The 26,451-nt window shown below is 65.7% G+C and carries 27 protein-coding genes and 1 pseudogene; 9 read left to right on the forward strand and 19 right to left on the reverse strand.

Annotated elements, in window-relative coordinates:
- Positions 1-164, forward strand: a pseudogene (locus JNN06_RS02625) (FMN-binding glutamate synthase family protein); the annotation flags it as partial.
- A gap of 28 nt (positions 165-192) precedes the next feature.
- On the forward strand, positions 193-1,500 hold the full coding sequence (gene glnT / locus JNN06_RS02630) for a type III glutamate--ammonia ligase (RefSeq protein WP_291238044.1): 1,308 nt from the start codon (positions 193-195) through the stop codon (positions 1,498-1,500).
- Positions 1,501-1,509: 9 nt separating this feature from the next.
- Here glnT and JNN06_RS02635 read toward each other — a convergent pair whose 3' ends face one another.
- The 6 genes from JNN06_RS02635 to JNN06_RS02660 form a co-directional block, all read right to left on the reverse strand.
- Complete coding sequence (locus JNN06_RS02635; protein ID WP_291238045.1) at positions 1,510-2,157, reverse strand: helix-turn-helix domain-containing protein; 648 nt, start codon at positions 2,155-2,157, stop codon at positions 1,510-1,512.
- An 88-nt stretch (positions 2,158-2,245) separates the two neighbouring features.
- Positions 2,246-3,130 carry a formyltetrahydrofolate deformylase gene (gene purU / locus JNN06_RS02640; protein WP_291238046.1) on the reverse strand — a complete coding sequence of 295 codons (885 nt, stop codon included), beginning with the start codon at positions 3,128-3,130 and terminating at the stop codon, positions 2,246-2,248.
- Positions 3,131-3,158: 28 nt separating this feature from the next.
- A complete protein-coding gene (locus JNN06_RS02645; protein ID WP_291238047.1) occupies positions 3,159-3,728 on the reverse strand; it encodes a sarcosine oxidase subunit gamma in 570 nt (189 codons plus the stop codon).
- On the reverse strand, positions 3,721-6,648 hold the full coding sequence (locus JNN06_RS02650; RefSeq protein WP_291238048.1) for a sarcosine oxidase subunit alpha family protein: 2,928 nt from the start codon (positions 6,646-6,648) through the stop codon (positions 3,721-3,723). Before JNN06_RS02650 ends, JNN06_RS02645 begins: the two co-directional genes overlap by 8 nt.
- Positions 6,645-6,926: a sarcosine oxidase subunit delta gene (locus tag JNN06_RS02655; protein ID WP_291238049.1), complete on the reverse strand. Its 282-nt coding sequence runs from the start codon at positions 6,924-6,926 to the stop codon at positions 6,645-6,647. The genes JNN06_RS02650 and JNN06_RS02655 overlap by 4 nt, the downstream gene beginning before the upstream one ends.
- A gap of 12 nt (positions 6,927-6,938) precedes the next feature.
- Positions 6,939-8,189 (reverse strand): sarcosine oxidase subunit beta family protein, encoded by a 1,251-nt coding sequence (locus JNN06_RS02660; RefSeq protein ID WP_291238050.1) that lies wholly within the window; start codon positions 8,187-8,189, stop codon positions 6,939-6,941.
- A 119-nt stretch (positions 8,190-8,308) separates the two neighbouring features.
- Between JNN06_RS02660 and JNN06_RS02665 the strand changes: the two genes are divergently transcribed.
- From JNN06_RS02665 to JNN06_RS02675, 3 genes are all read left to right on the forward strand, one after another.
- Positions 8,309-9,256 carry a helix-turn-helix domain-containing protein gene (locus tag JNN06_RS02665; protein ID WP_291238051.1) on the forward strand — a complete coding sequence of 316 codons (948 nt, stop codon included), beginning with the start codon at positions 8,309-8,311 and terminating at the stop codon, positions 9,254-9,256.
- 165 nt (positions 9,257-9,421) lie between these two features.
- A complete protein-coding gene (locus tag JNN06_RS02670; RefSeq protein ID WP_291238052.1) occupies positions 9,422-9,817 on the forward strand; it encodes a c-type cytochrome in 396 nt (131 codons plus the stop codon).
- Positions 9,818-9,994: 177 nt separating this feature from the next.
- Positions 9,995-11,764 (forward strand): PQQ-dependent methanol/ethanol family dehydrogenase, encoded by a 1,770-nt coding sequence (locus tag JNN06_RS02675; protein ID WP_291238053.1) that lies wholly within the window; start codon positions 9,995-9,997, stop codon positions 11,762-11,764.
- Positions 11,765-11,824: 60 nt separating this feature from the next.
- Here the strand turns inward: JNN06_RS02675 and JNN06_RS02680 are convergent, their stop codons facing one another.
- Genes JNN06_RS02680 through JNN06_RS02725 form a run of 10 tightly spaced genes read right to left on the reverse strand, consistent with a single transcriptional unit; the run spans position 11,825 to position 21,895 of the window.
- Entirely contained in the window at positions 11,825-13,261 is a 1,437-nt protein-coding gene (locus JNN06_RS02680) for an NAD-dependent succinate-semialdehyde dehydrogenase (RefSeq protein WP_291238054.1), read from the reverse strand.
- Between the two features lie 3 nt (positions 13,262-13,264).
- On the reverse strand, positions 13,265-14,350 hold the full coding sequence (locus JNN06_RS02685) for an ABC transporter ATP-binding protein (protein ID WP_291238055.1): 1,086 nt from the start codon (positions 14,348-14,350) through the stop codon (positions 13,265-13,267).
- Positions 14,347-15,147: an ABC transporter permease gene (locus tag JNN06_RS02690; RefSeq protein WP_291238056.1), complete on the reverse strand. Its 801-nt coding sequence runs from the start codon at positions 15,145-15,147 to the stop codon at positions 14,347-14,349. The genes JNN06_RS02685 and JNN06_RS02690 overlap by 4 nt, the downstream gene beginning before the upstream one ends.
- On the reverse strand, positions 15,147-15,983 hold the full coding sequence (locus tag JNN06_RS02695) for an ABC transporter permease (RefSeq protein WP_291238057.1): 837 nt from the start codon (positions 15,981-15,983) through the stop codon (positions 15,147-15,149). The genes JNN06_RS02690 and JNN06_RS02695 overlap by 1 nt, the downstream gene beginning before the upstream one ends.
- 56 nt (positions 15,984-16,039) lie before the next feature.
- Positions 16,040-17,047, reverse strand: a complete 1,008-nt coding sequence (locus tag JNN06_RS02700; RefSeq protein ID WP_291238058.1) for an ABC transporter substrate-binding protein — start codon at positions 17,045-17,047, stop codon at positions 16,040-16,042.
- A gap of 25 nt (positions 17,048-17,072) precedes the next feature.
- A complete protein-coding gene (locus JNN06_RS02705) occupies positions 17,073-18,536 on the reverse strand; it encodes an aldehyde dehydrogenase (RefSeq protein WP_291238059.1) in 1,464 nt (487 codons plus the stop codon).
- Between the two features lie 15 nt (positions 18,537-18,551).
- Positions 18,552-19,589, reverse strand: a complete 1,038-nt coding sequence (locus JNN06_RS02710) for an LLM class flavin-dependent oxidoreductase (RefSeq protein WP_291238060.1) — start codon at positions 19,587-19,589, stop codon at positions 18,552-18,554.
- Positions 19,589-20,530 carry a flavin reductase family protein gene (locus tag JNN06_RS02715; protein WP_291238061.1) on the reverse strand — a complete coding sequence of 314 codons (942 nt, stop codon included), beginning with the start codon at positions 20,528-20,530 and terminating at the stop codon, positions 19,589-19,591. Before JNN06_RS02715 ends, JNN06_RS02710 begins: the two co-directional genes overlap by 1 nt.
- Positions 20,527-21,321: an alpha/beta hydrolase gene (locus JNN06_RS02720; RefSeq protein ID WP_291238062.1), complete on the reverse strand. Its 795-nt coding sequence runs from the start codon at positions 21,319-21,321 to the stop codon at positions 20,527-20,529. The genes JNN06_RS02715 and JNN06_RS02720 overlap by 4 nt, the downstream gene beginning before the upstream one ends.
- Positions 21,293-21,895 (reverse strand): amino acid synthesis family protein, encoded by a 603-nt coding sequence (locus tag JNN06_RS02725; protein ID WP_291238063.1) that lies wholly within the window; start codon positions 21,893-21,895, stop codon positions 21,293-21,295. Before JNN06_RS02725 ends, JNN06_RS02720 begins: the two co-directional genes overlap by 29 nt.
- A gap of 96 nt (positions 21,896-21,991) precedes the next feature.
- Here JNN06_RS02725 and JNN06_RS02730 point away from each other — a divergent pair, with 96 nt between their 5' ends.
- On the forward strand, positions 21,992-22,675 hold the full coding sequence (locus tag JNN06_RS02730; RefSeq protein ID WP_291238064.1) for a GntR family transcriptional regulator: 684 nt from the start codon (positions 21,992-21,994) through the stop codon (positions 22,673-22,675).
- Positions 22,672-22,965: a DUF1330 domain-containing protein gene (locus JNN06_RS02735; RefSeq protein ID WP_291238065.1), complete on the forward strand. Its 294-nt coding sequence runs from the start codon at positions 22,672-22,674 to the stop codon at positions 22,963-22,965. The genes JNN06_RS02730 and JNN06_RS02735 overlap by 4 nt, the downstream gene beginning before the upstream one ends.
- 5 nt (positions 22,966-22,970) lie before the next feature.
- Here JNN06_RS02735 and JNN06_RS02740 read toward each other — a convergent pair whose 3' ends face one another.
- On the reverse strand, positions 22,971-23,426 hold the full coding sequence (locus JNN06_RS02740; RefSeq protein WP_291238066.1) for an Lrp/AsnC family transcriptional regulator: 456 nt from the start codon (positions 23,424-23,426) through the stop codon (positions 22,971-22,973).
- 135 nt (positions 23,427-23,561) lie between these two features.
- On the opposite strand from JNN06_RS02740, the gene hppD reads away from it, so the two are divergent.
- Together hppD and JNN06_RS02750 are read left to right on the forward strand one after the other, a co-directional pair.
- Positions 23,562-24,659 carry a 4-hydroxyphenylpyruvate dioxygenase gene (hppD, locus tag JNN06_RS02745; protein ID WP_291238067.1) on the forward strand — a complete coding sequence of 366 codons (1,098 nt, stop codon included), beginning with the start codon at positions 23,562-23,564 and terminating at the stop codon, positions 24,657-24,659.
- A 63-nt stretch (positions 24,660-24,722) separates the two neighbouring features.
- The gene (locus JNN06_RS02750; RefSeq protein WP_291238068.1) at positions 24,723-25,214 is read left to right on the forward strand and encodes a hypothetical protein; all 492 of its coding nucleotides are present in this window, start codon (positions 24,723-24,725) and stop codon (positions 25,212-25,214) included.
- A gap of 3 nt (positions 25,215-25,217) precedes the next feature.
- On the opposite strand, the gene JNN06_RS02755 is transcribed toward JNN06_RS02750, so the two are convergent.
- Together JNN06_RS02755 and maiA are read right to left on the reverse strand one after the other, a co-directional pair.
- Complete coding sequence (locus JNN06_RS02755; protein ID WP_291238069.1) at positions 25,218-25,652, reverse strand: MarR family transcriptional regulator; 435 nt, start codon at positions 25,650-25,652, stop codon at positions 25,218-25,220.
- 56 nt (positions 25,653-25,708) lie between these two features.
- Complete coding sequence (gene maiA / locus JNN06_RS02760; RefSeq protein ID WP_291238070.1) at positions 25,709-26,338, reverse strand: maleylacetoacetate isomerase; 630 nt, start codon at positions 26,336-26,338, stop codon at positions 25,709-25,711.
- Between the last annotated feature and the right edge of the window lie 113 nt (positions 26,339-26,451).

A 26,451-nucleotide genomic window follows, 5' to 3' on the forward strand; every position in this document is an offset into this window, starting at 1 on the left:
TGATGACGCTGGAGGCCCAGACCATCGCGCGCGCCTGCGGCAAGAACCACCTGCACAATCTGGAACCCGAAGACCTGTGTTCCCTGACCATCGAGGCTGCGGCCATGGCAGGCGTGCCCCTTGCGGGCACCAACTGGATCCCCGGTCGCACCGGCGGATTCTGACCCAACAAAATCAGGGATGTATCATAAAATGGTCAAAGACCTTGCTGCCTGGGCCCAGGAAAAGGGCGTCAAATATTTCATGGTGTCCTATACCGATCTGTTCGGCGGCCAGCGGGCCAAGCTGGTGCCATGGCAGGCCATCAATGACATGGCCCGCGATGGCGCCGGATTTGCCGGTTTCGCCACCTGGCTGGACCTCACGCCCGCCCACCCCGATATGATGGCCGTGCCCGACCCGGCTTCGGCCATCCAGTTGCCGTGGAAAAAGGAGGTTGCCTGGGTCGCCTCCAACTGCGTGATGGAAGGCGCGCCGGTCGCACAGGCCCCGCGCAACGTGCTGCGCCGCCTGGTGGACGAGGCCGCGAAAGAGGGGCTGCGGGTGAAAACCGGGGTGGAGCCGGAATTCTTCCTGCTCACCCCCGAGGGCGACCAGATCTCAGACCCCTATGACACCGCCGAAAAGCCCTGCTACGACCAGCAGGCGGTGATGCGCCGCTATGACGTGATCGCCGAGGTCTGCGATTACATGCTGGAGCTGGGCTGGGAGGCCTATCAGAACGACCATGAGGATGCGACCGGCCAGTTCGAGATGAACTGGAAATACGATGATGTGCTGCAAACCGCAGACAAGCACAGCTTTTTCAAGTTCATGCTGAAATCGGTGGCCGAAAAGCACGGGCTGCGCGCCACCTTCATGCCCAAACCCTTCAAGGGGCTGACGGGGTCGGGCTGTCATGCGCATATCTCGGTCTGGTCGCTGGATGGCACGCGCAACGCCTTTGCCGACCCGGATAAAGAGCTGGGCCTGTCGGATCAGGGCCGCACCTTCCTGGGCGGCATCATGAAACATGCCAGCGCGCTGGCCGCAATCTGCAACCCCACGGTCAACAGCTACAAGCGGATCAACGCGCCGCGCACCTCCTCCGGGGCGACATGGGCGCCGAATACGGTGACATGGACCGGCAATAACCGCACCCATATGGTGCGCGTGCCCGGCCCCGGCCGGTTTGAGCTGCGTCTGCCCGATGGCGCGGCGAACCCCTATCTGATGCAGGCTGTGATCCTTGCTGCGGGTTTGGATGGTGTGCGCAGCCAGGCCGATCCCGGCCCGCGCCATGACATCGACATGTATCAGCAGGGCCATACCATCACCGATGCGCCGAAACTGCCGCTGAACCTGCTGGATGCGCTGCGTGATTACGACGCCGACAGCACGCTGAAAGCCATGATGGGCGAGGAGTTCTCGGCGGCCTATATGAAACTGAAGCGCAAGGAATGGGACAGCTACGTTGCCCATTTCTCGCAATGGGAGCATGACAACACGCTGGATGTGTAACCCCGCGCGCTAACCTTGCGGATAGGCGATCACCGAAAGGTAGCGCGCCGGCAGGGAAATCAGCCCTTCCGGCCCGTGCCGCGCATCGGCATCAAAGAACAGGCTGTCGCCGGGGCGCAGGCGATAGACCTCATCGCCATGCCGATAATCAACCTCGCCTTCCAGCATGTAGAGCAGCTCCAGCCCCTCATGCTGGAAGGTGGGAAAAGTGTCGCTCTCGGTGGTCAGCGTGATCAGATAGGGTTCCACCACCACGCCCGAACTGTTGGAACCGATATGGCCCAGCATGTGATACTGGTGCCCGGCGCGCGTGCCGCGCCGCTCGATCTCCAGATGCTCGCCCGCGCGCACATGCTGCGCCTCGCGCCGTTCCTCGAAGCTGCGGAAAAACGCGGTCACCGGCACCGAAAACGCATGGCTCAGCACCTGTAGCGTGGTGAGCGAGGGCGAGGTATGGCCGTTTTCGATCTTGGAGAGCATCCCCATCGACAGGCCGGTCACCGCCGCCAGATCGGCGACGGTCATGTTCTGCTGATGGCGGAAATTGCGCACCTCGCGGCCAATCGCCGCCTCCAGATTGCGTTCGGCCACTTCGCGCAGGCGGTGGGGGTCTTGGTCAAAGGCGGGCTTGCCGCGCGGCAGGCTGGACTCGGGCATGACGGATTTCCGGCAGAGGGACAATCTTCACTACCAAGAAACCCGGCAGGCCACAACCGGCGCAAGCCCCGACGCGCGCGGGCCGCGCTTAGCCCATCCGCTCGCTGGCATGAGAGCCGGGCGAGGCCGGGAACACCACGGTCTTGTCGCCATTGAGGAACACCCGCCCGTTCACATGGGCATGCACCGCGCGGCTCAGCACCTGCGCCTCCACATCGCGGCCAAGGCTCACGTAATCCTCGGCGCTTTGGGCATGGGTGATGCGCACCGTATCCTGTTCGATGATCGGGCCTTCATCCAGATCGGCGGTCACATAATGCGAAGTCGCCCCGATCAGTTTCACCCCCCGCTCATAGGCCTGTTTATAGGGGTTTGCCCCCTTGAAGCTGGGCAGGAAGGAATGGTGAATATTGATGATCCGCCCCGACATCTCGCGGCACATCTCATCCGACAGAACCTGCATATAGCGCGCCAGCACCACCAGCTCGGCCCCGGTCTCGCGCAAGATCCGCATCTGCGCCGCCTCGGCCTCGGGTTTGGTCTCTTTGGTCACCTTGATGCAATGGAAGGGAATGTCGTGGTTGACCACCAGTTTCTGATAATCGAGGTGGTTGGAAATCACCGCCACAATCTCAATCGGCAGCGCGCCGATCTTCCAGCGATAGAGCAGATCGTTCAGGCAATGCCCGAAGCGGCTGACCATCAGCACCACCTTGCGCTTGCGGGTCTCGTCCAGAAACTCGGTCTCCATGCCGAAGCGCGCCGCCACCGGGGCAAAGCCTGCGCGCAGGGCCTCCAGCCCGGCCCCGGTTTCCGAGCGAAAGCTGACGCGCATGAAGAACCGCCCGGTGGCGGTATCATCAAACTGGGCGCTGTCGGTGATGTTGCAGCCCTGTTCGGCCAGATAGGTGGAAATCGCGGCCACGATGCCACGGGTCGAGGCGCAGGTGACGCGCAGGGCGTAACGGGTCATGTCAGTCTCAATTCTGGAAAGGTGGAAATCAGCCAAGCCGCGCTGCCGCTGTGGTCAGCGCATGCCACAGCGTTGCCGCAGCCGAGCGCAGGCCCAGCAGCGCCAGCCGGTCGGGGGCGCGGCGGATCACCAACACGCTCATATGCTCCAGCCCGGTGCGGGTGCCCATGCCGGGGCGCAGACGGTCGGGCGCGATATTCACCAGCCGCGCCAAAAGCGCGAGGATCGGCGCCTCGCCCGCTTCGGAGGTGATCTCGAAGGCCACAAAGCCATCGGTCTGTTCCGTCACCGAACAGCCGGGGCATTGGCCTTGCAGGGCGGTGGCAAAATCGGTCTCTGCCAGCCCCTCACCCTCGATCAACCATTGCTCTGGCCCCATCCACAGCGCGGCATGGCGGCCCGCCTGCCCCCAAGCCCCCGGCCCCGGCAAGGCAAGGCCAAAGGGCGCGGGCTGAGTGGTGCCCCGGCGCAGGGTGAGCGAGGCCAGCGCAAGGCCGCTGTTCTCCGCCATCCGCAGCGCGCCATGCCGGGCCTCTTGCGGCAGGGTGCCACCAAGCGCGGTGGTGGCCGTGAGCTGCAATGTATTCAGATCAGTCACGCAGGCGCCCTCCATCCGGGTCAACAAAATGGGCAGGCACCACACGCAGCGCGATTTGCTGGCCCTGCAAGGGGTTGGCGGCCACGATCACCTCGCCCAAACGCTCCGCGCCGCGCGCCAGAAAGCCCAGACCGATGCTGGAACCGACATGCGGCGAATGACAGGCCGAGGTGATCCAGCCCTCATCGGTTTCGGTTTTCTGCTGCGCCCCTTGCGCGAACAGATGCGACCCCGCCACCACCGGATCGCCGGGGTTCACCGGCTGCAACCCCACCAACACGCGCGCCTCCTCCACCAGCCCCTCGCGCCGCGACATCACCGCGCCGATGGCATCCTTTTTGTCCGAGACCATGCGCCCCAAGCCCAACATCTGCGCCGTGGTCTGGCCGTTCAACTCGTTCCCCGCGACATGGCCCTTTTCGATCCGCATCACGCCAAGCGCCTCGGTGCCGTAAGGCGTGGCCCCCAGATCGGCGCCCACCGCGACCAACCGCGCCATCAGCGCTGCGCCGAACCGCGCCGGCACCGCCAGCTCATAAGCCAATTCACCCGAGAAAGAGATGCGGAACAACCGCGCCCGCAGACCTCCGCAGATCGTCAGCTGGGCGCAGGCCATGAAGGGGAAGGCCGCGTTTGACAGATCGAACCCGTCCACCACCCGCTCCAGCAGCTTGCGCGCGTTTGGCCCCGCCACGGCGAATTGCGCCCAAGCCTCGGTGGTGGAGATCAGCTGCACATCCAGCTCTGGCCACAGGCATTGCCGCGCGAATTCCATATGGCGATAGACCGGCCCGGCCTGCGCCGTGGTGGTGGTGACCACATAGTGATCCTCCGCCAGCCGCGCGCAGGTGCCATCATCATAGGCGTGGCCATCCTCGCGCAGCATCAGGCCATAGCGCACCATGCCCACCTTCAGGCTCGCCATCGGATTGGCGTAAAGCCGGTCGAGGAACACCGCGGCATCGGCGCCCTGCACATCCACCTTGCCCAGGGTCGTCACATCGCAGATGCCCACGCCCTTGCGGGTGGCGAGAACCTCGCGATCGACCGAGTGCCGCCAATGGGTTTCGCCCGGCTGCGGGAACCATTGCGCCCGCATCCATTGGCCGACCTCGACAAACACTGCGCCTTGCGCCGCCGCCCAGGCATGGCTGGGGGTCAGGCGGCGCGGGCGGAACTGCGCCCCGCTATCGCCGCCGCCCAGAGCCGACAGCGCCACGGGCGTATAGGGCGGGCGGAAGATCGTGGTGCGGGTGGCGGCGATGGTCTGCCCGGTCAGCTCGGCCATCACCGCCAGCGCGGCGACATTGGCGGTCTTGCCCTGATCGGTCGCCATGCCCAGCGTCGTCCAGCGCTTCAGATGTTCGACCGGGCGCATGTTTTCCTGATGTGCCAGCTTGATGTCCTTCACGGTCACATCATTCTGAAAATCCACCCAGGCGCGGCCCTTGCCCGGCACATGCCAAAGGCTTTGGCCCGCAAGGCTCCGGGCCTCGGTAATGGGCAGCGCGGGCGCGCGGCCCGAAAGGCCCAGATCGGCAAGGGCGCGCAGCGCGGCCGCCACGCCCGAGGCCATGACCGCCGCCGTCTCGCCCTGCCCTGCCGCAGCCCCCGCCACTGCGAGCCCGGCGGGCAAGGTATCGGGCAAGAAGGCCTGCGCGGCCTCGTCCCATCGCGGGCGCCCGCGCTGATGCGAGGCGAGGTGCAGGTTCGGGTTCCAGCCCCCCGCCACGCCAAGCGCGCCACAGCTCAGCCACTCCACCCCGCCACCGTGGCGCACCTGCACCGCGCGCAGCCCCAGCCGCCCGCGGCTGTCGCACACCTGCCCGCCCGCGATCAGGCGATACTCGCCCATGGCCCGCGCCTCGGCCCGGCTGTCGATCACCGCCGCGATCTCCACGCCCTTGGCGATCAGGTCCAGCGCGGTCTGGTGGCCGTCATCCTGACTGGTGAAAATCGCCACCCGCTGCGCCGGGCTGACGGCAAAGCGATTGGCATAGGCGCGCAAAGCCCCGGCTTGCATCACCCCCGGACGGTCATTGTTGCGGAAGGGAATGTGGCGCTCGGTCGCGCCTGCTGCCAGCACGGCCCGCCGCGCGGTGATGCGCCACAGGGTCTGGCGCACCTGCGCGCCGGGGATTGGCAGGTGGTCCGCCACCCGCTCCACCGCGCCATAAACCCCGTGGTCAAACAGGCCCCAAACGGTGGTGCGCCGCATCAGGCGCAGGTTGGGGAGGCTGGCCATTTCGGCCTCCAGCCCTGCCACCCAGTCGCGCGCGGGCGCGCCATCCAGCGTTGCGCTTTCCGCCAGCAACCGCCCGCCTAGCCGCGCATCTTCATCGGCCAGAATGACCTGCGCGCCCGCCCGCGCCGCCGTCAGCGCCGCCGCCAGACCCGCCGCCCCCGCGCCGATCACCAGCAGGTCGCAATGCAGGAACCCCTTGTCGTAAGCATCGGGGTCCGCAGCCATCGACAGCCGCCCCAGACCCGCCGCCTTGCGGATCATCGGCTCATACAGCCTTTCCCAAAAAGCGCGCGGCCACATGAAGGTCTTGTAGTAGAACCCGGCGGTCAGGAAATTCGCCATCAGGTCATTCACCGCCAGCGCATCGAAGGCGAGCGAAGGCCAGGCGTTCTGGCTGCGGGCCTCCAGCCCCTCGAACAGCTCCACCGCCGTGGCCCGCGTGTTCGGCTCGGCCCGCGCGCCGCCACGCAGCGTGACCAGCGCATTCGGCTCCTCCGAACCGGCGGAAAACACGCCGCGCGGGCGGTGATACTTGAAGCTCCGCCCCATCAGCCGCACATCATTGGCCAGCAAGGCCGAGGCCAGCGTATCGCCCGGATGCCCCGTATAGGCGCGCCCGTCAAAGGTGAAGCGCAGCGTTTGGCTGCGGTCGATCTCTCCGCCCGAAAGTCTCATTTCGCACCTTTGGCGCGCAGCGCCACGTCACGCGCCAGTTCAGCGCCGAGGATCTCATGGGTGAGCGTGTTGCGCGTGACCACCAGCCAGCTGCGGTCGCCCTGTTCGTGAAACCACAGCTCGCGGTGAACCCCGGCGGGGTTGTCGCGCAGATAGACGTAATCGGTCAGCGCCTGCGGATCGGCCAGACCATCGGGCCGGTTCAGCAGGGCGGCATCGCCCAGACAGGTGAATTCCTGCGCATCGCGCAAACCCAGAAGCGGATGGGGGATCAGCATCGCGTCATCACCTCAATGCAGGTTCGGTTGGGCGCCCATGCCCTTTTCGTCAATCACATAGCCCCGCGCGAAGCGGTCCAGCCGATAGGCGCGCGCGGTGTCATGCGGGGTGTCGGTGGCAAGCAGATGGGCGAAGGCATAGCCAGAGGCGGGCGTGGCCTTGAAGCCGCCGTAACACCAGCCCGCATTGAGATAGAGCCCCGCCACCGGCGTGCGGTCGATGATCGGGCTGCCATCCATCGACATATCCATGATGCCGCCCCAGATGCGCAGCAGCCGCGCCCGCCCGATCATCGGCATCAGGGCCATGCCGCCCTCGGCCACATCCTCGATCACCGGCAGATTGCCGCGCTGCGCGTAGGAATTATAGCCGTCAATATCGCCGCCAAAGACCAAGCCGCCCTTGTCGGATTGGCTGACATAAAAATGCCCGGCGCCAAAGGTGATCACGCCATCAATCGTCGGCTTCAGCCCTTCGGAAACGAAGGCCTGCAAGACATGGCTTTCGATCGGCAGGCGCATCCCCGCCTGCGCCATCACCCGGCTGGTCGATCCGGCCACTGCCACGCCCACCTTGCCCGCGCCAATATAACCGCGCGAGGTTTCCACGCCGCGCAGCCGCCCGTTTTCAATCCGAAAGCCGGTCACCTCGCAATTCTGGATCAGGTCCACCCCCGCCAGATCGGCGCCGCGCGCATAGCCCCAGGCCACGCCGTCATGCCGCGCCGTGCCCGCGCGGCGCTGCAACAGCCCGCCCTTGATGGGAAAGCGCGCGTGATCGAAATTCAGGAAGGGATACATCGCCCGGACGCCCTCGGTGTCCAGCAATTCGGCATCGGCGCCTGCCAGCAGCATGGCATTGCCGCGCCGCCGATAGGCATCCCGCTGCGCATCGGTATGGCACAGATTCAGAATGCCGCGCTGGCTGACCATGGCGTTGAAGTTGAACGCCTGCTCCAACCCCTCCCACAGTTTCATCGAGAATTCATAGAAGGGCTCGTTGCCCGGCAGCAGGTAATTCGAGCGGATGATCGTGGTGTTGCGGCCAATATTGCCCGAGCCGAGCCAGCCTTTTTCCAGCACCGCGATCCGCGCCTGTTTGAAGGTTCTGGCAAGGTAATAGGCCGTCGCAAGCCCATGGCCGCCGCCCCCCACAATCACATAATCATAGGCCGGTTTCGGCTCGGGGTTGCGCCATAGCGGGCGCCAGCCCTTATGGCCGGTCAGCGCCTCTTTCAGAACCCGGAACGCTGAATAGCGCATCTCTGCCCGCCCCTCATGTGCCATGTCGCTGGGTGTATCTAAGGCCGGAACGGGCGCGGGGGCTTGCCTTCTGCGGACATATTCTTGCCTGTGGCGGCCACATGCCTATACTGGGCGGCATGGCAGACCCTGCTCCCCTTTCCATCGGGTTCATCCTGACCCCGGATTATGCGCTGATGTCGCTGGCGGCGGCGGTGGAGCCGCTGCGCGCCGCCAATCAGCTGGCGGACCGGGCGCTCTATCACTGCACCTTTCATTCGGTTGCGGGGGGCTTTTTGCCCTCCACCTCTGGCGGCGGGTTCGACACCACACCCTTGGCCGAAGCGCCGCGCTTTGATCTGGCCTTTGTGGTGGCGGGGGGCAATCCACTGCGCTTTGAGGATGCGGGTCTTGCGCGGGCGCTGCGCGGGCTGGCGCATCAGGGGGTCGGCTTGGGCGGCATTTCGGGGGGCGCCGCCATTCTGGCCAAGGCCGGGCTGATGCAGGGGCGCCGCTTCACCCTGCACTGGACCCATATCGACCCGCTGGCCGAGGCAATGCCGGATCTGCTGATCGAACGCGCGCTTTATGTCATTGACCGTGATCGCTATAGCTGCGCGGGCGGCGTGGCGGCGCTGGACATGATGGGCGCGCTGATCGCCGGAGCCCATGGCGCCGATTTCGCCCGCGCGGTCAGCGAATGGTTCATCCATCCGCGCCTGCGTCTGGCCGAAGAGCCGCAACAGGCCCCCGTGGCGCAGCGCTTCAACCTGCATCACCCGATTCTGGAAGCGGCGGTCGAGCTGATGGAAAGCCATCTGGCCGACCCGCTGGCCCCCGGGCAAGTGGCAAGCCTGTGCGGCCTCAGCGCGCGCCAGTTGCAACGGCTGTTCACCGCGCGATTTGGCCAGCCGATGATGGAATTTTACCGCGATCTGCGGCTTGCCAAGGCCGATGAGCTGCTGCGCCAAACTGCGCTGCCGGTGGTGGAAATCGCCCTCATCACCGGCTTTGCCAGCACCAGCCATTTCACCCGCTGCTACGCCGCCAGATATGGCAGCCCACCCGCCCGACGGCGCAGGGGCTGAGGCGCGGGCTGGCGGAACCAGCCCCGATCCGGGGCCGGGCCGCCTCCGTGGCGGCGGGTCTACGACCAAAGTCGAACCCGGCGCTTGATCGGTGTCAAACCGGGCTTTCGCGCTCTGTGATGGGATGGCGCAGGCACGCGCACCGCCCCCATACGGAGACCCGGAATGACCCCTCACCCCCTCCTGCTTTCCAGCCTCTTTCTGCTGGCCACCACCCCCCTTGCCCGGGCCGAACAGGCGCTGGACGAGCGGATCAAGATCGAGGCCGGCGGCGCCTTTTTCGCCTCGGAATGCCAGCGCTGCCATTCGGTGACCGCCGACCGGCAAACCTATGGCCCGCCTTTGGAAAATGTCATTGGACGCCGCGCCGGATCAGTGCCGGATTATGCCTATTCCCCCGCCCTCGCCCAGGCCGGTTTCACCTGGACCGAAGGCGCCCTGCGGGCCTGGATGGAGGATAACCAGGCCTTCGTGCCGGGCACCAAAATGCGCCATGTCGGGGTGACGGATCCGGTGGTGCAGGCCTTCATCCTGGCCTGGCTGAAACAGCCCCGATCCTGACGCCGCCCCCCTGCCCCGCGCCGCGCCCGCGGCCGGGGCCTAAGACTATGGTGGCATGTTCAAGCGCGCCGCGCCGCGCTTAGCATCCGGTCCAACGTGGCATCCCCGGCCCCCGGCCCGGTGACACGGCCTTGAGAGGAAGGCACCCGACAAAAGGCACATCCAAGGGAGGACAGGATGAACCGCTTCACGGCAGCCGCGATTGCTGCAATCATGCTGAGCGCCGCCGCGCCCGTCTGGGCAGGCGTGACCGAAGAGGATCTGGCGAAAGACCAATCCACCCCCGGCGACGTGCTGACCAATGGCATGGGGCGCGATCTGCAACGCTTCAGCCCGCTTGAGACGCTGAACAAGAAAAACGTCGCCAATCTGGTGCCCGCCTGGGCCTTCAGCTTTGGCGGCGAAAAGCAGCGCGGGCAGGAAACCCAGCCGCTGATCCATGACGGCATCATGTATGTCACCGGCTCTTACTCGCGGCTTTACGCCATCGACATCAAGACCGGCAAAGAGCTGTGGCAATACGACGCCCGCCTGCCCGAAGGCATTCTGCCCTGCTGCGACGTGATCAACCGGGGCGGCGCGATCTATGGCGACAACATCTATTTCGGCACGCTGGATGCCCGCATCGTCGCGCTGAACCTGAAAACCGGCGATGTGGTCTGGAACAAGAAAATCGCGGATTACAAAGAGGGTTACAGCTATACCGCCGCACCGCTGATCGTGAACGGTCTGGTGATCACCGGCAATTCGGGCGGCGAATTCGGCGTGATCGGCGAAGTGCAGGCCCGCGATGCGCTGACCGGCGAAACCGTCTGGACGCGCCCGGTGATCGAAGGTCACATGGGCACGCTGAACGGCAAGGAAAGCACCATGACCGGGACGCTGAACGCGACCTGGCCGGGCGATCTGTGGAAGACCGGCGGCGGCGCCACCTGGCTGGGCGGCAGCTATGACGCCGAGACCAACACGCTGGTCTTCGGGGCAGGCAACCCGGCGCCCTGGAACAGCCATCTGCGCAATGCCGGTGCCCCGGTTGAAGGCAATGTGGGCGACAACCTCTATGCCGCCTCGCGTCTGGGCATCGACCCGGCGACGGGCGAGATCAAGTGGCACTTCCAGACCACCCCGCGCGAGGGCTGGGATTACGACGGCGTGAACGAGGTCGTGGCCTTCACCGACAAGGACGGCAACAAGAAATTCGCCACCGCCGACCGCAACGGCTTTTTCTACGTCCTGAACCGTGAAGACGGCAAGTTCCAGCACGCCTGGCCCTTCGTGAAAGACATCACCTGGGCCAGCGGCATCGACGAGACCGGCCGCCCGATCTTCAACGAGGCTAACCGCCCCGGCGATCCGTCCAAGGCCGCCGATGGCGCCAAGGGCGAGATGATCTTCGCCTCGCCCTCGTTCCTGGGCGGCAAGAACTGGATGCCGATGGCCTATAGCCAGAACACCGGCATGTTCTATGTCCCCTCGAATGAATGGGGCATGGACATCTGGAACGAGCCGATCAGCTACAAGAAGGGCGCCGCCTATCTGGGTGCAGGCTTCACCATCAAGCCGAATTACGAAGACCATATCGGCAGCCTGAAGGCCATCGACCCGGTGACCGGCGAATGGAAGTGGGAATACAAGAACGAGGCCCCGCTCTGGGGTGGCGTGATGACCACGGCGGGCGGTCTGGTGTTCTTCGGCACGCCCGAGGGCGAGTTCATGGCGCTGGATGACGAGACCGGCGAAAAGCTGTGGTCGTTCCAGACCGGCTCCGGCATCGTCGGTCAGCCTGTGACCTGGGAACAGGATGGCGAGCAATATGTCTCGGTCGTGTCGGGCTGGGGGGGCGCCGTGCCGCTTTGGGGTGGCGAAGTGGCCAAGAAGGTGAACTACCTGAACCAGGGTGGCACCGTCTGGACCTTCCGCCTGCCCAAGCAATTGGCCTCGAACTGATCCGATCCTATGAAGACAGGCGCGCCGGGAAACCGGCGCGCCTTTTGTCATGTCAGCGCCTTACACCGAAAGGCAGGCGTATTTCATCGTCAGATAATCCTCGATCCCGTGGCGCGAGCCTTCGCGGCCCAGACCCGATTGCTTGACCCCGCCAAAGGGCGCCACCTCGGTGGAGATCAGCCCGGTATTGATGCCGACCATGCCATATTCCAGCGCCTCCATCACCCGCCAGACCCGCGCGACATCGCGGGTGAAGACGTAAGAGGCGAGGCCGAATTCGGTGTCATTGGCGGCGGCGATCACCTCGGCCTCGGTGTCGAACCGGAAGACCGGGGCGAGGGGGCCAAAGGTTTCCTCGCGCGCCACGGCCATCTCGGCGGTGACGCCGGTGAGAACGGTGGGGGCAAAGAAGGTGCCTTCCAGCGCGGCGCCCCCCGTGACGACCTGCGCGCCCTTGGCGGTGGCATCGGCGACATGGGCCTGCACCTTGGCCAGCGCCGCGGGCGAGATCAGCGGGCCGATCTCCGCCCCCTCATCGCCGGGCCCGACGCGCAGCGCCGCCACCGCTTCGGCCAGACGCGCGGCGAAGGCATCGTGAATGCCCGCCTGCGCATAAATCCGGTTGGTGCAGACACAGGTTTGCCCGGCATTGCGGAATTTCGAGGCGATGCAGCCCTGCACCGCCGCCTCCAGATCGGCATCATCGAAGACGATGAAGGGGGCATTGCCGCCCAGCTCCAGCGACAGTTTCTTGATCTGCGCCGCACCCTGCCGCATCAGGATACGGCCCACATTGGTGGAACCGGTAAAGCTGATCTTCGACACGGCCGGGTTTTCGCAGAACTCCAAGCCCAGCCCCACGGCGTCGGTGGAGGGCAGGATCGACAGCACCCCCTTGGGTAGCCCCGCCCGCTCGGCCAGCACGGCAAGCGCCAGCGCCGAAAGCGGGGTTTCGGCGGCGGGTTTGGCCACGATGGTGCAGCCGGCGGCCAGCGCAGGTGCCAGCTTGCGCGCGATCATCGCATTGGGGAAATTCCACGGCGTGATCGCCGCCACCACGCCAACCGGCTGGCGGATCACCAGCAGGCGCTTGTCGCGCTGATGGCCGGGGATGGTTTCGCCGTAAATCCGCTTCGCCTCCTCGGCGAACCATTCGATATAGCTGGCGCCATACAGAATTTCGCCCTTGGCCTCGGCCAGCGGTTTGCCCATCTCGGCGGTGAGGATCGCCGCCAGATCCTCGGCATGGGCCAGCACGAGGTCATGCCAGCGCCGCAGGATCGCCGCGCGTTCCTTGCCCGTCAGTGCCGCCCAGCCGGGTTGCGCGGCCTTGGCGGCCTTGATCGCCGCCGCCGCATCCGCCCGGCTGCAGTCGGCCACCTCGGCCAGAATAGTCCCGCGCGCGGGGTCATGCACCGCCAATCGGGCGGAGGTTTCCACCCATTCCCCCGCCAGACAGGCGCGGGTTTCCAGGAGGCTCGGATCGCTCAACCGCATGGCTTATCCCTTCACGAAAGCATGGGCCGCCTCGGGCGCCCAGCGGATATGCAGCCGGTCCCCGCGCGCGATACGCCCCGCCAAAGGGTGCCCGAAATTCAGCCGCACAGTCAGCGCCGCGCCCCAGCCGGTGCGGGCCGACACGGTGGTATTATTGCCCAGAAAGGTCAGGTCTTCCACAGTGACCGGCAGGCTTGCGCCCTCTGGCCCGGCCTCGGGGGTCAACTCGATCCGCTCGGGGCGCAGCATCAGCTCTGCGGCCTGTCCCGCCACGCCCAGCCCATGCAGCGGCACGGCGGCGACGGTCGATCCATCGGCAAAGCGCAAGCCCGCGCGGCCCTGCCCCACCCCTGCCAGCTCGCCCGCCAGAAACGCACTATCCCCGATGAAATCGGCCACGAAATGCGTGGCGGGGTTGGCGTAAAGCTCTGGCCCGGTGCCGACCTGTTCAATCTTGCCCTTGTTGAAAATGGCGATCCGGTCGGACAGGCGCAGCGCCTCCTCCTGATCATGGGTCACATAAAGGATCGTGACCCCGGTTTCCTGATGGATGCGGCGGATTTCAAACTGGATCTCCTCGCGCAGCTTCTTGTCCAGCGCCGACAGCGGCTCATCCATCAGCAGCACCGGCGGATCATAGACGAGCGCGCGGGCAAGCGCGACGCGCTGTTGCTGGCCGCCCGACATCTTGGCGGGCATCCGGTCCTCGAAGCCATCCAGCCGCACCAAGGACAGCGCGCGCTTCACCTTCTGCGCGATCTCGTCCTGCCCCATCCGCCGCACCCGCAGCGGAAAGGCCACATTCTCGCCTACGCTCAGATGCGGGAACAGCGTGTAGCGCTGAAACACCATGCCGATATTGCGCTTGTGCGACGGCGTTTGCAGGATCGACTGACCGCGCAGTTTGATGTCGCCCGCCGTCGGGTCTTGAAACCCTGCCAAGATATACAGCGTGGTGGATTTGCCCGAACCAGAGGGGCCAAGGAAGGTCATGAACTCGCCTTCCGCGATGGAAAGCTCCACATGGTCGGTGGCGACCACCGTTCCATAGGTCTTGCGGATGCCGTTGATATGCAGGAATGGGGTCATTCGGATTTACCTTTGCGAAGGACGGCGGCGGCGATCATCAGCAGCACCGTCAGTGCGACAAGCAGGGTGGAGGCGGCAGCAATCACCGGCGTCAGGTCTTGGCGGAGTGTCGTCCAGACCTTGACCGGCAGGGTTTGCAGGCTGGGCGAGGCCATGAAGATTGCCAGCACCACCTCATCCCAGGAGATAAGGAAGGAAAAGATCGCGGCCGAGAACAGGCCGTGGCGGATGCCCGGCAGGGTGACGCGCAGCCGCGCCTCCCAGGGCGAGGCCCCGCAGAGGATGGCGGCATCCTCGATGGCCGGGTCGAAGGTCTCCAGCGCGCCGGTGATGGTGATGATGGCGAAGGGCAGTGCCACGATGACATGGGCGATGACAAAGCCCAGCAGCGTGCCATTCAGCCCCAGCCGCAGGAACGCGGCATAAAGCGCCACGGCCACAATCACCACCGGCAGCACCATGGGCGTGAGGAAGAAGGCCCGCAGCACCTCGCGCCCCTTGAAAGTGCCGCGCACCAGCGCCAGCGAGGCCAGAAGCCCAAGCGCGACAGAGATCACCATGACGATGACCCCGATCTTGGCCGAGGTCAGCGCCGCCCCCATCCAGCGCGGATCGGCGAACAGCTCCTCATACCATTTCAGCGTCCAGCCCGGCGGCGGAAAGATCAGCCAGCGGGAATTGCCGAAAGACAGCGCCACGATGAACAGGATCGGCAGCAGCAGAAACAGGCTCATCACCGCGCAGATGGCCGAAAGCGCCCATTTCCACGCGCCCAGCTTGTTGAAATCCAAAAGCATCAGGCGGCCTCCTTCCGGTCCAGAAACCGCAACTGCACGGCATAAAGCCCCAGCGTGACCAGCAGCAGCAGAAAGGCCGCCGCCCCGCCCATGCCCCAGTTCACAAGGCTTTGCACCTGTTGGGCGATCAGTTCGGCCAGCATCATATTGGCGGTGCCGCCCAGCAGCGAGGGCGTGACGAAATAGCCCAGCGACATCACAAACACCATCAGCGCCCCCGAGGCGATGCCGGGCGTGGCCAAGGGCACCAGCACGCGGGTCAGCGCCTGCCATCTGGTTGCACCACACAGGGCCGCAGCTTGCAGGATCGCCGGGTCGATTTTCTTGATCACGCCCATCAAGGGCAGGATCATGAAAGGCAGCATGATATAGACCATGCCAATGGTCACACCGACCAGATTGTTGGTCAGTTGCAGCGGCTGATCAATGAGGCCCACGGCCTTCAGCATCCGGTTGATGAGGCCGGTCTGTTGCAGCAGCACCATCCAGGCATAGGTGCGCGCCAGAAGGTTGGTCCACATCGACAGAAGGATGATGGCAAACACCACCGCCGACCAGCGCGCGGGCATGATGGCCAGCGCCCAGGCCACCGGAAAGGCAATCAGCACCGTGACCAGCGTGACCACACCCGCCACGAAGAAGGTGTTGAAAAACACCTTGGCATAGGTGGAGCTGCCCACCAGCGTGGCATAGTTTTGCAGGCCCAACTGTGGCTCGGTCACCGAACGCGTCAGCAGGAATACCACGGGAATGACGAAAAACGCGGCCAGCAGCAGGATCGCGGGCATGGCAAAACCAAGCCCCGACCCGCGCCGGGGGGCGGCGGCGGAAAACATGTCCGATCCTCCTCTGTCGGGTGGCCCCCCGGCGCCGGGCCGGGGGGAGGTGGCGCTTATTGCGCCTGCCAAGCATACCAGCGGTTGCCGATCTCATCGCGGTGTTCGGCCCAATAGGCCATATCGGCATTCACCTGCACCGCGGTTTGCGCATCGGGCAGGGTGGCGCGGATCGCCGGGTCCATCAGATCAGCCGAGCCGAGGTTCACCGGCGCATAGCCGGTGGCAGCGGCAAAGGCGGCCTGCCCTTCGGCGCTGGTCGCCTCGGCGATGAATTTCATCGCGGCCTCCTTGTTCTTGGCGCCCTTGGGCACCACCAGCGCATCGGCGGCGGTGATGTTCTGATCCCAGCTGATGCCAACGTCCATGCCATCGGCTTGCAGCGCCGACAGGCGGCCATTCCAGAAGAAGCCGATCGGCGCCTCGCCCGAGGCCAGAAGTTGCTGCGATTGCGCGCCGCCTTCCCACCAGATGATGTCCGCCTTGATCGTATCCAGCTTCTTGAACGCGCGGTCGAGATCGAGCGGATACAGCGCCTCGGGTGCCACGCCATCGGCCAGCAGCGCGGCCTCGATCACGCCGGGCGCCGACCATTTGTAGAAGGTGCGCGTGCCGGGGAACTTGGCGGTGTCGAACAGATCGGCCAGCGTGGCGGGCTTGGCATCGGAGAAATTCGCCGGGTTCCAGCCCAGAACGAAGGAATAGTAGAAAGACCCCACCGCGAAATCCGACACAAAGCGCGGATCAAGCTTCGCCTTGTCGATCACCGTGAAATCAAGCGGTTCCAGCAGCCCGGCCTTGCCCGCTTGCAGCGCCCAGTCATATTCCACATCGACCACATCCCAGGTCACGGCGCCGGCCTCGACCATGGCTTTGATCTTGCCGTAATCGGTCGGGCCATCCTGCACCACGGCGGGGCCGCCCTTTTCGGTAAAGGGCGCGGCCCAATGTGCGGCCTGTGCATCCTGCGTGGTGCCGCCCCAGCTGGTGAACACCATGTCTTGCGCATGGGCAGCCGAGGTCAGGGCGCTGGCGAAGGCCAGCGCGATCATGGTCTTTTTCATCTGTTTTCTTCCCTGTTAAGGCCGGTCAGCGCATCACGAACGGGTCCGGGATCGGATCGTCCGAGGTGCGCAACCAGACCGTTTTCACCGTCGTATAGTCCAAAGCCGCGGCAAGGCCTCCCTCCCTGCCGTGACCAGAAAGCCCGTGCCCGCCGAATGGCGCGATGGGGGAAACGGCACGGTAGGTATTCACCCAGACGATCCCGGCACGGATGCCCCGGATCATGCGATGGGCGCGGGTCAGGCTTTGGGTGAACACGCCCGAAGCCAGCCCGAAAGCGGTATCATTGGCCTTTTCAAGCGCCTCTGCCTCGGTGCTGAAGGTGACGACCGACAGCACCGGACCAAAGAATTCTTCCGTCAGGCAAGGCGCGTCTGGCGCGTGCGAGCAATCCAGAATGGTGGGCGGGAAATAGAAGCCCGGCCCCTCCGGCACCACGCCCCCCGTCACCAGCCGCGCGCCTGCCGCCAGCGAGCGCGCGATCAGATCCACGATCCGGTCGCGCTGGCGCTGCGTGCAAAGCGGGCCGACCTCGGTGGCCATATCGCCCGGCGCGCCGATGGTCACGGCTTCGGCCTTGGCCGTCAGCCGCGCCAGAAACGCGTCCTTCACACTGGCCTGCACCAAGAGGCGCGAGCCCGCGACGCAGCTTTGCCCGGTGGCGGCAAAGATGCCCGAGACCTGCGCATTCGCTGCGCTGCCCAGATCGGCATCTTCAAACACGATGAAGGGCGATTTGCCGCCCAGCTCCAGCGAGGTTTTGGCAAGGTTCTCGGCACTGGCCCGCACGATATGGCGCGCGGTCTCCGGCCCGCCGGTAACGGCGATATGCGCGACCTGCGGGTGCGTGGTCAGCGCCCGCCCGGCCTCTGGCCCGCCGGTCAGGATATTCACCACACCGGGCGGAAAGCCCGCCTGTTCGACCAGCCGCGCAAATTCCAGCAGCGGTGCCGGCCCATCCTCCGAGGCCTTCACCACCAAGGTGCAACCCGCCGCCAAGGCCGGGCCGATCTTCACCGCCGAGAGGAACAGCTGGCTGTTCCATGGCACGATCGCCGCCACCACGCCCACGGGCTCGCGGCGCAGCCAGACCTCCATATCCGGCTTGTCGATGGGCAGATGCGCGCCCTCGATCTTGTCAGCGAGCCCCGCATAATAGCGGTAATATTCCGCCACATAGGCGATTTGCGCCGAGGTTTCGCGGATGATCTTGCCGGTATCGCGGGTTTCCAAGGCGGCCAGACGCGGCGCCGCCGCCTGCACCAGATCGGCCAGCTTGTGCAAAAGCTTGCCCCGCGCGGTGGCCGTCATCGCGGGCCAAGCGCCCGAGGTGAACGCCCGATGCGCCGCCGCGACCGCCCGGTCCACATCGGCGGCACTCGCCATCGGCATCACCGCCCAAGGCGCGCCCGTCGCCGGGTCAAGGCTGTCAAAGCTGGCCGCGCCATCCTCGAAAGCCCCGTCGATATAGTGCTGAAAACGGTCCATCGGGCGTTCCTGTATTTAGGCGAAAGCGGGCATCACGTCGCGGATCAACCGCTCCAGCGAGGCCTTTTTCCGCTCAAAGCTCATGCCAGTGTCGATCCAGAAGCTGAACTCATCATAGCCCAAAGCCTCATAGCCCTTGATCCGTTCGATGACCTCCGGCGCTTCGCCGATGATCTGGTTCTTGCGCATGGCCTCTGCCGAATAGAACGGATGCGCGGCGATTTCGGCCTCCGTCAGTTCCTGAATGAGACCCTGCGAGATCGGCCGTTCATTCTTGAACCAGGCGCCGAAATAGCAATAGAACCTGTTGATCTCCTGCGCGGCCAGCTGCGCGTCGGCCTCGCTTTCGGCCACATAGGCATGGCGCAGCACCATGATTTTCGGGCGCGGCACGGTGGGGTTGGCGGCACAGGCGGCGTTGAAACGCTCCATCAGGCTGACCACCTCCTCATCGCCCAGATGCAGCGGCGTGACCTGCACGTTGCAGCCCTGCGACACGGCAAATTCATGGCTGTTGGGGTCGCGCGCCGCCACCCAGATCGGCGGCCCGTCGGATTGCAGCGGCTTGGGCGAGGCAGTGGTCTTCGGGAATTGCCAATATTCGCCCGCATGTTCGTAATCGCCCGCCCACAGCGCCTTCACCGCCGGGATCAGCTCGCGCAGGCGCCCGCCCGCGCCCCAGGCATCCAGACCCGGCATCAGGCGTTCGTATTCAAAGCTGTAGGCGCCGCGCGCAATGCCCAGATCCAGCCGCCCATCCATGATGATGTCGGCCATCGCCGCCTCACCCGCCAGCCGGATCGGGTGCCAGAAGGGGGCGATCACCGTGCCGGTGCCAAGGCGCACATTCTTGGTGCGCCGCGCCAGATCCACCAGATTGAGCAAGGGGTTCGGCGCGATGGTGAAGTTCATGCCGTGATGCTCGCCCGTCCAGATGGCATGCATGCCACCCTCATCGGCGATGCGGCACAGCTCGATCATCTCGTCATAAAGGCGCTTCTGGTCGTCTTCCGCCGACACACGCTCCATATGGATGAAAAGCGAGAATTTCATCAGTTCTGTCCTTCCGCGATACGTTGCACGCGTCCCTGTTCATGTGTGCCGAAATAGGTGCCGTAATTGCCCATGCGGGTTTCCTCGGCCAGACGCTGCAACATGCTGCGCAGCGCCGGGTCGGTGACATCGGCCATGCCTTCCGGCGAAAGTTCGACAAAGGCGCCCGTGGCGGGGCTGCCTGCCTGCGCCGGGCAGCGCAGGGCGAGGTGCTGGGTGCCCAACTTGGCATCCTCATAAACGGCGTAGACCGAGCCTGCCTCGGCCTGAAGGTTCAGGCTGGCGAACAGGGCAGAAAGCGCCGCCTGCACACCGTCGCGGCCCACGCGGGTCATCGGCACCGAAAGCCCGCCGCGCCCGTCATCCACCAGCAGCACCTTTCCCTCGGCCTGAAGGATGGCCGAAAGCACCACATCCGGCCCAGCGGGCAGTTGCGTGGCGGTGGCGGCCGGCGTGACATAGGCGCCGCGATAATAGCCAAGGCCGGGATGGGCATTGGCCTCAAACGCGCCGATCCGGCCCAGCAGGATCGTATGATCCCCCGCCGGGATCGCCTGTTCCATGGTGCAATCGAACCAGGCCGAGACTTCGGCAATCAGCGGCGATCCCACCGGCCCGTGCCGCCAATAGACGCTGGCGAACCGATCTTCCGACGGGCGGGCGAAGGTGGCCGAGACATCCTTTTGTCCCTCGGCCAGAATGTTCACGGCAAAGCCCTTGGCCTTGCTGAATTGCGCCAGATTGGCCGAACGATTGGCGATCGACACCAGCAAAAGCGGCGGGTCCAGCGAGACCGAGGAGAAGGAATTGGCAGTAAAGCCCAGGGGCTTGCCCTGCTCGTCCAGCGCGGTGACCACGGTAACCCCGGTCATGAAACAGCCGAAAGCATCACGCAAGGCGCGCGGATCAAGGGGGGCACGCGGGTCGATGGGGTCGCTCATGCCAAAGTCTCCTCGGTTTCCAGCCAGCGCTGCAATTCTGCGGTGACCGCCTCGGGGGCGGTCAGGTTCACCATATGGCGGTGCCCCTCGATCACCACGGCCCGGCCATGGGGCGCCATGGCCGCCATGGCGCGGGTCATCTCGGGCGTCGAATTCGCATCGCCATCGCCGGTCAGCACCAGCAGCGGGCAACGCACCGCACCCAAGCGATCAGCATAAACGCCATCGCCCTCGGCAAAGGCGCGATAGGCGGCGGCATAGCCCGCAGGCGAAACGCCGCGCAGCCAGCCCGCGACCTGATCGCGCAAAGCGCTCTGGCTGTCGTCGAACCACCGCGCCAAGGGGGCCTCGATCCCGCCACCCCCGGCGGCAATCTCTGCCGCCCGCGCCAGAACGGCGGCCCGCGCGGTTTCGCTGCGCCGATGCACCCCATTGAGCAGCGCCGCGCGCGCCACCAGATCGGGGCGCTCCACCGCCAGCCCGCCCGCGATCAGCGAGCCCATGGAATGCCCGGCCACCGAGACCGAACCCAAGCCCAAGGCCTCGATCACCCGCGCCGCCCAGGCGACGTAATCGGGCAGGCGCGGGTCACCCGGCAGCGGGTCGCTTTCACCATGGCCTGGCATATCCACCGCGATCACGCGGTGGTCTGCCGCCAACGCCGCGATCTGAGGCCCCCAGGCCTCGGCCCGCATGCCAACGCCATGGATCAGCAGCAGCGGCGCGCCCGCCCCCGCCTCAATGATCCGTGCGGCCGCGCCGTCAGACAGAGGCAGGGTTCGCGACATCATGGCCCAGATCCTTGAGGTCTTGGTAACGGTCGCCAATCCGGTGATGCGGCCGCCCGCCCGTGGCCGCGCCAAGTGCCACCACGATCTCATCGGCGCCCGGCGCATCGGGGATCGAAAAGTGCCCGGTCTGGTAATGCGAGCGGCGGCCCTCGTCATGCTTGTCCATCAGCGGGATCATGATCGGCGTATTGGCCGGGCCGCGCACATTGGTGAAAGCCAGATAGGTCTTGGCGCCAAGCGCCTGCCGGTAATGGTTGCCAAAGCGCAGCGTGTGGATCAGCGCATTGGCATGTTCCAGCTCGCCATTCAGCCCCACCACGGCGGCCTTGCCATAGGCCTCCACCTTGTCGGCCCCGCCCGCAGCCTCCAGAATCATCGCCGTCAGCAGCGCGCCGATTTCCGGGGCGACGGCGTGGATCTCGGGCTTCAGGTCTTCCACGAACCCGCGCCCCGCCCAGGGGTTTTGCAGCACAACCGCCGCCGAGATCAGCTTCAGGGGTTGCGGCGCCGCGCGCCCGCCCTCGATCAGCGTCGTCTCGATATTGAGATAGGTCTTGCGAATCTGTGCCGCCATCGGAGCCTCCTGCTTTGCGGCTGTATGTTGGTATACCATAAGACGGCATGTCAAGAACAACTTGATTTGCCCCAAGCCAGCGCCTATCCTGCCGCCATGGACCAGACACATGACGCCGATCTGCGCATTGCGCATTCGCCCACCACGCTCCGCGAACTGGCGGTAGACCGGCTGCGACAGGCGATCATCTCGGGGCGGTTCTCGGGCGGCGACCGGCTGGTGGAACGCACGCTCTGCGATCAGCTGGGCGTTTCGCGTTCCGTGGTGCGCGAGGCGATCCGCTATCTGGAGGCCGAGGGACTGGTAGAGACCCAAGGGCGCAGCGGCCCGACGGTGGCGCGGCTGGATTGGGATCAGGCGCGCCAGGTCTATGCCATCCGCCGCCTGCTGGAATCCGACGCCGCCGCCGCCTGTGCCCGTGCCGCCGATGCCGGGGTGAAGGCCCGGCTGCAAGCGGCGCTGGTGCGGCTGGATGCCGCCTTCGCCGAGGCAACGCCCGCGCAGCTTTATGATGCCACGACAGGGTTTTATCAGGTGATCTTCACCGCCGCCGGGCATGGTGTGGCATGGGAGATCGTGCAGCGCCTGAACAGCCGGATTTCCCGCCTGCGCGCGCTGACGCTGGCCACCACCGACCGCCGGATTTCCGGCCCCGCCCATATGGCACGCATCTGCGCCGCGATCTGTGCCGGCGATGCCGAGGCCGCCGCGCAGGCGGTGCGCGAACATCTGGACGATGCCGCCGCCATCGCCCGCACCCTGCTGGAGACCCGGAAATGAGCGCCTATTGGCTGGCCCATGTCACCGTCACCGACCCCGAGGCCTATAAGCAATATCAAGCCCTTGCCCCCGCTGCCTTTGCGCCCTTCGGCGGCCGCTTTCTGGCCCGCGGTGGTGCGTCCGAGGTCATGGAGGGGCCAGAGCTGGCCCGCCATGTGGTGATCGAATTTCCCTCGCTGGAGGCCGCGCGCGCCTGTTACGCCTCGGAGGCCTATCAGGCCGCCCGCCGCGCCCGCGCCGGGGCGGCAGAGGTGCATCTGGTGATCGTCGAGGGCCTGCCCGAAGCCTGACCGCGTTACAGCGGCAGGCCGGAATCGGCCTTGGGCTGATCCATCACGATCTGGCTTTGCACCCGCGCCACCGCCGGATGCGGCAACAGCCGGTGATGGATCAGCGCATTCAGCCCCGGCAGATCGGTGACCCAGACCCGCAGCAGATAATCCGCCTCGCCGGTCAGGGTCCAGCAGCCCACCACCTCGGGCAGGGTCTGCACCAGCCGCACGAAACTTGCGGCATTGTCGGCATTATGCGCCGCCATCTGCACCTGCACGAAAGCCTGCACCGTCAGGCCCAGCTTGCGCGGCTCCAGCCGGGCGCGATAGCCCGCGATCACGCCCTCGGCCTCCAGCCGCGCGCGCCGCCGCGCCGCCTGACTGGGCGAGAGGTTCAGCACCGCCCCCAGCTCTTGCGCCGTGATGTCGGCGCGGCGCTGCACCTCGGCCAGCAGGCGGGTATCCAGCGAATCCATCATGCGCATTCCTCGCATTCATGCGGTCACCGGCAAAGTTTACGCGCATATCAAGCCGCGATAAAGCGCAAGATTGCGCACCATCACCGCCGGTTCCGGGCAATCCTGATCAGGACAGGATTTCACAGGGAGGCCAGCATGGGCCCGTTTCCGCATGACGCCCCGCGCGCCAGCATCACCCCGCAAAACCCGGCGGGCACCGATGGGTTCGAGTTCGTCGAATTCGCCCATCCCCAGCCCGAGGAAGCCCGCGCACTGTTCACCCGCATGGGCTTTACCCTCGCCGCCCGTCATCGCGCCAAGGCGGTGGAGCTGTGGCAGCAGGGCGACATCACCTATATCCTGACCGATGAGCCCGGCAGTCATGCCCGCCGCTTTGCCGAAGATCACGGCCCCTGCGCCCCGGCAATGGGCTGGCGCGTGGTGGATGCCCAGATGGCTTTCGCCCATGCCGTGCAGAACGGCGCCACCCCCTATGAGGGCGCGGACAAGACGCTGGACTGGCCCGCCATCATCGGCATCGGCGGATCATTGATCTATTTCACCGACCGTTACGGCGCGGGCATCAACCCCTATGCGCCGGATTTCGAGTTCCTCACCGCGCCCAAACCGGCGGGGGTGGGCTTTCATTACCTCGACCACCTCACCCATAATGTCTTCAAGGGCAATATGGACACCTGGTTCGATTTCTACAGCCGGTTGTTCAACTTCCGCCAGATCCGCTTCTTTGACATCGAGGGCAAGTTCACCGGGCTTTACAGCCGCGCGCTCACCTCGCCCTGCGGGCGCATCCGCATCCCGATCAACGAGGATCGCGGCGAGACCGGGCAGATCGTGGAATATCTGAAACGCTACAAGGGCGAGGGCATCCAGCATATCGCCGTCGGCAGCGAGGATATTTACAGCAGCACCGAGGCGATTGCCGCGCGCGGGCTGAAATTCATGCCCAAGCCGCCCATGGCCTATTACGAGCTGTCCAAGGCCCGCGTGCAGGGCCATGAGGAGCCGCTGGAAGCCATGGCCCGCCATGGCATCCTGATCGACGGCGAGGGCGTGGTGGAGGGCGGCGAAACCCGTATCCTGTTGCAGATCTTCTCGAAAACCGTGATCGGCCCGATCTTTTTCGAGTTCATCCAGCGCAAGGGCGATGACGGTTTCGGCGAGGGCAATTTCCGCGCCCTGTTTGAAAGCATCGAGCAGGATCAGATCGAACGCGGCGTGCTGAAGGCAAGCTGACACGCCGCTTTACCCGCTGCGCAGAGCCGGGCAGAATGGCCGCAGATGCGCAGAACAGAGCAAATGTCGCTGACCCTTGCCACAATCCTGACGCCGGTTCCGGCAGAATTGGCCCCGCTTGACCGGCGCGGCTTTCTGCGGGAATGGGCGCTGGCCATGGCCCTGAGCTTCGGCCTGCCCTTGGCGCTGCTGATTGGTGCGGGCGGGTTGGCGCTTGGCATGGCCCCTTGGGCGGTGGCGATTTTCATCTGGGGCGGTGGCGGCTTGGTCGGCGTTGTGATGCAGATATATGCCATGCTGCGGCTGAACGCGGCCACCCTTGCCCATGAAATTGCCCTGGCAAAGGGGGCCGCGCTCCCTCTTGCGCCAACCCTGCGAGGCCGGTTCAGGAAGGGCTTCATGCCCATTGGCACCGCGAGATCGCATGTGGTTTCTCAGATGCCTTTGACATTCAGCTGGGGGCTGGTGTTTGCAGGTGTTGCGCAATGGCTTGTCGTGCCCCTGGCTGCCTTGCTGATCTGGCAGGCTATAGCGCTGATCAAGCTGTTGCGCTGACGCTCAGCCGCGCGGCAAATCGGCGGCGATGCGGCGCAGCAGGGCGTCCAGCAGAGCCATATCGGGGCCAAGCCTTGCGCGCAGCGCGGCATCATGGGCGATGGCGCGCTGGCCCAGATCGGCAAAGACCGCCCGCCCGGCCTCGGTCAGGCAGAGCAATTCGGCCCGGCGGTCAGCCTCGCTGGGGCTGCGGCGTAACCAGCCCTCGGCCTCCAGCGCCGCCACCGCGCGGCTGACCTTGGTTTTCTCCACATGGCTGCGGGCGCAGATGTCGCGCGCCGTCAAGGCACCGAATTTCCCCAGATGGGCCAGCACCCGCCATTGCGTACGGGTCAAGCCGTGGCTGGCCTTGTAGCTGGCTTGAAACGCCGCCGCGCTGGCCTCGGCGGCCTGATTGAGCAGATAGGGCAGGAAGGTTTCCAGATCGAAATCTGCCATGGTCGGGCCTGTGATTGGAGCGGCAGGGCCGACCCTGCCACAGCACCGCCGCGCTGTCACGGGGCGGGATCGGGCCGCAGCGCTTCGGCATGGGCCTGGGCAAAGGCGGGCAGCGCAGCGCAACGCGCCTCGATGGCCAGCAGACGGGGAAAGGCGGTCAGATCCACGCCCCAACGGCGGGCATTGTAAAGCTGGGGCACAAGGCAGCATTCGGCAAGGCCCGGCGCCGCGCCGTGGCAAAACGCGCCCTCTGGCGGCAGCATCGCCTCGACCGCCGCCAGACCGGGGGCGATGAAATGCTGCATCCAGCCCTCCATCGTCGCCCCCAGACTGACGGCATGGCGGGCAACGCGCAGATTGCAGACCGGCTGCACATCCATCGCAATGGCATGGGCCAGCGCCCGCACCGCTGCCCGCGCCGCCGGAGCGGATGGCAGCAGCCCGGCCCCGCGCGTTTCCTCCAGATAATCGAGGATCGCCAGCGATTGCGTCAGCCGCAGCCCGTCAATCTCCAGCACCGGCACCAGCCCTTGCGGGTTCAGCGCCAGATGCGCCGCATCGCGCTGCGCCCCCGCCAGCAGATCGACCGGGTGGCGGCGATAGGCCACCCCGGCGAGGTTCAACCCGATCCGTACCCGCCAGGCCGAGGAGGACCGCCAGTAATCATGCAGGATCACGCCGGACATGCAGGGCCTTTCGCGTAAGGATGGCCAAAGTTACCTTGACTTGGTTGCATTTGCAACTAATATCACGGCATCCCCATCACCGGAGGCCCGCATGTCAGACCCCCATCCGCTGC

Origin of the sequence: Gemmobacter sp., from assembly GCF_016792925.1 — a bacterium.
Lineage (GTDB): Bacteria > Pseudomonadota > Alphaproteobacteria > Rhodobacterales > Rhodobacteraceae > Gemmobacter.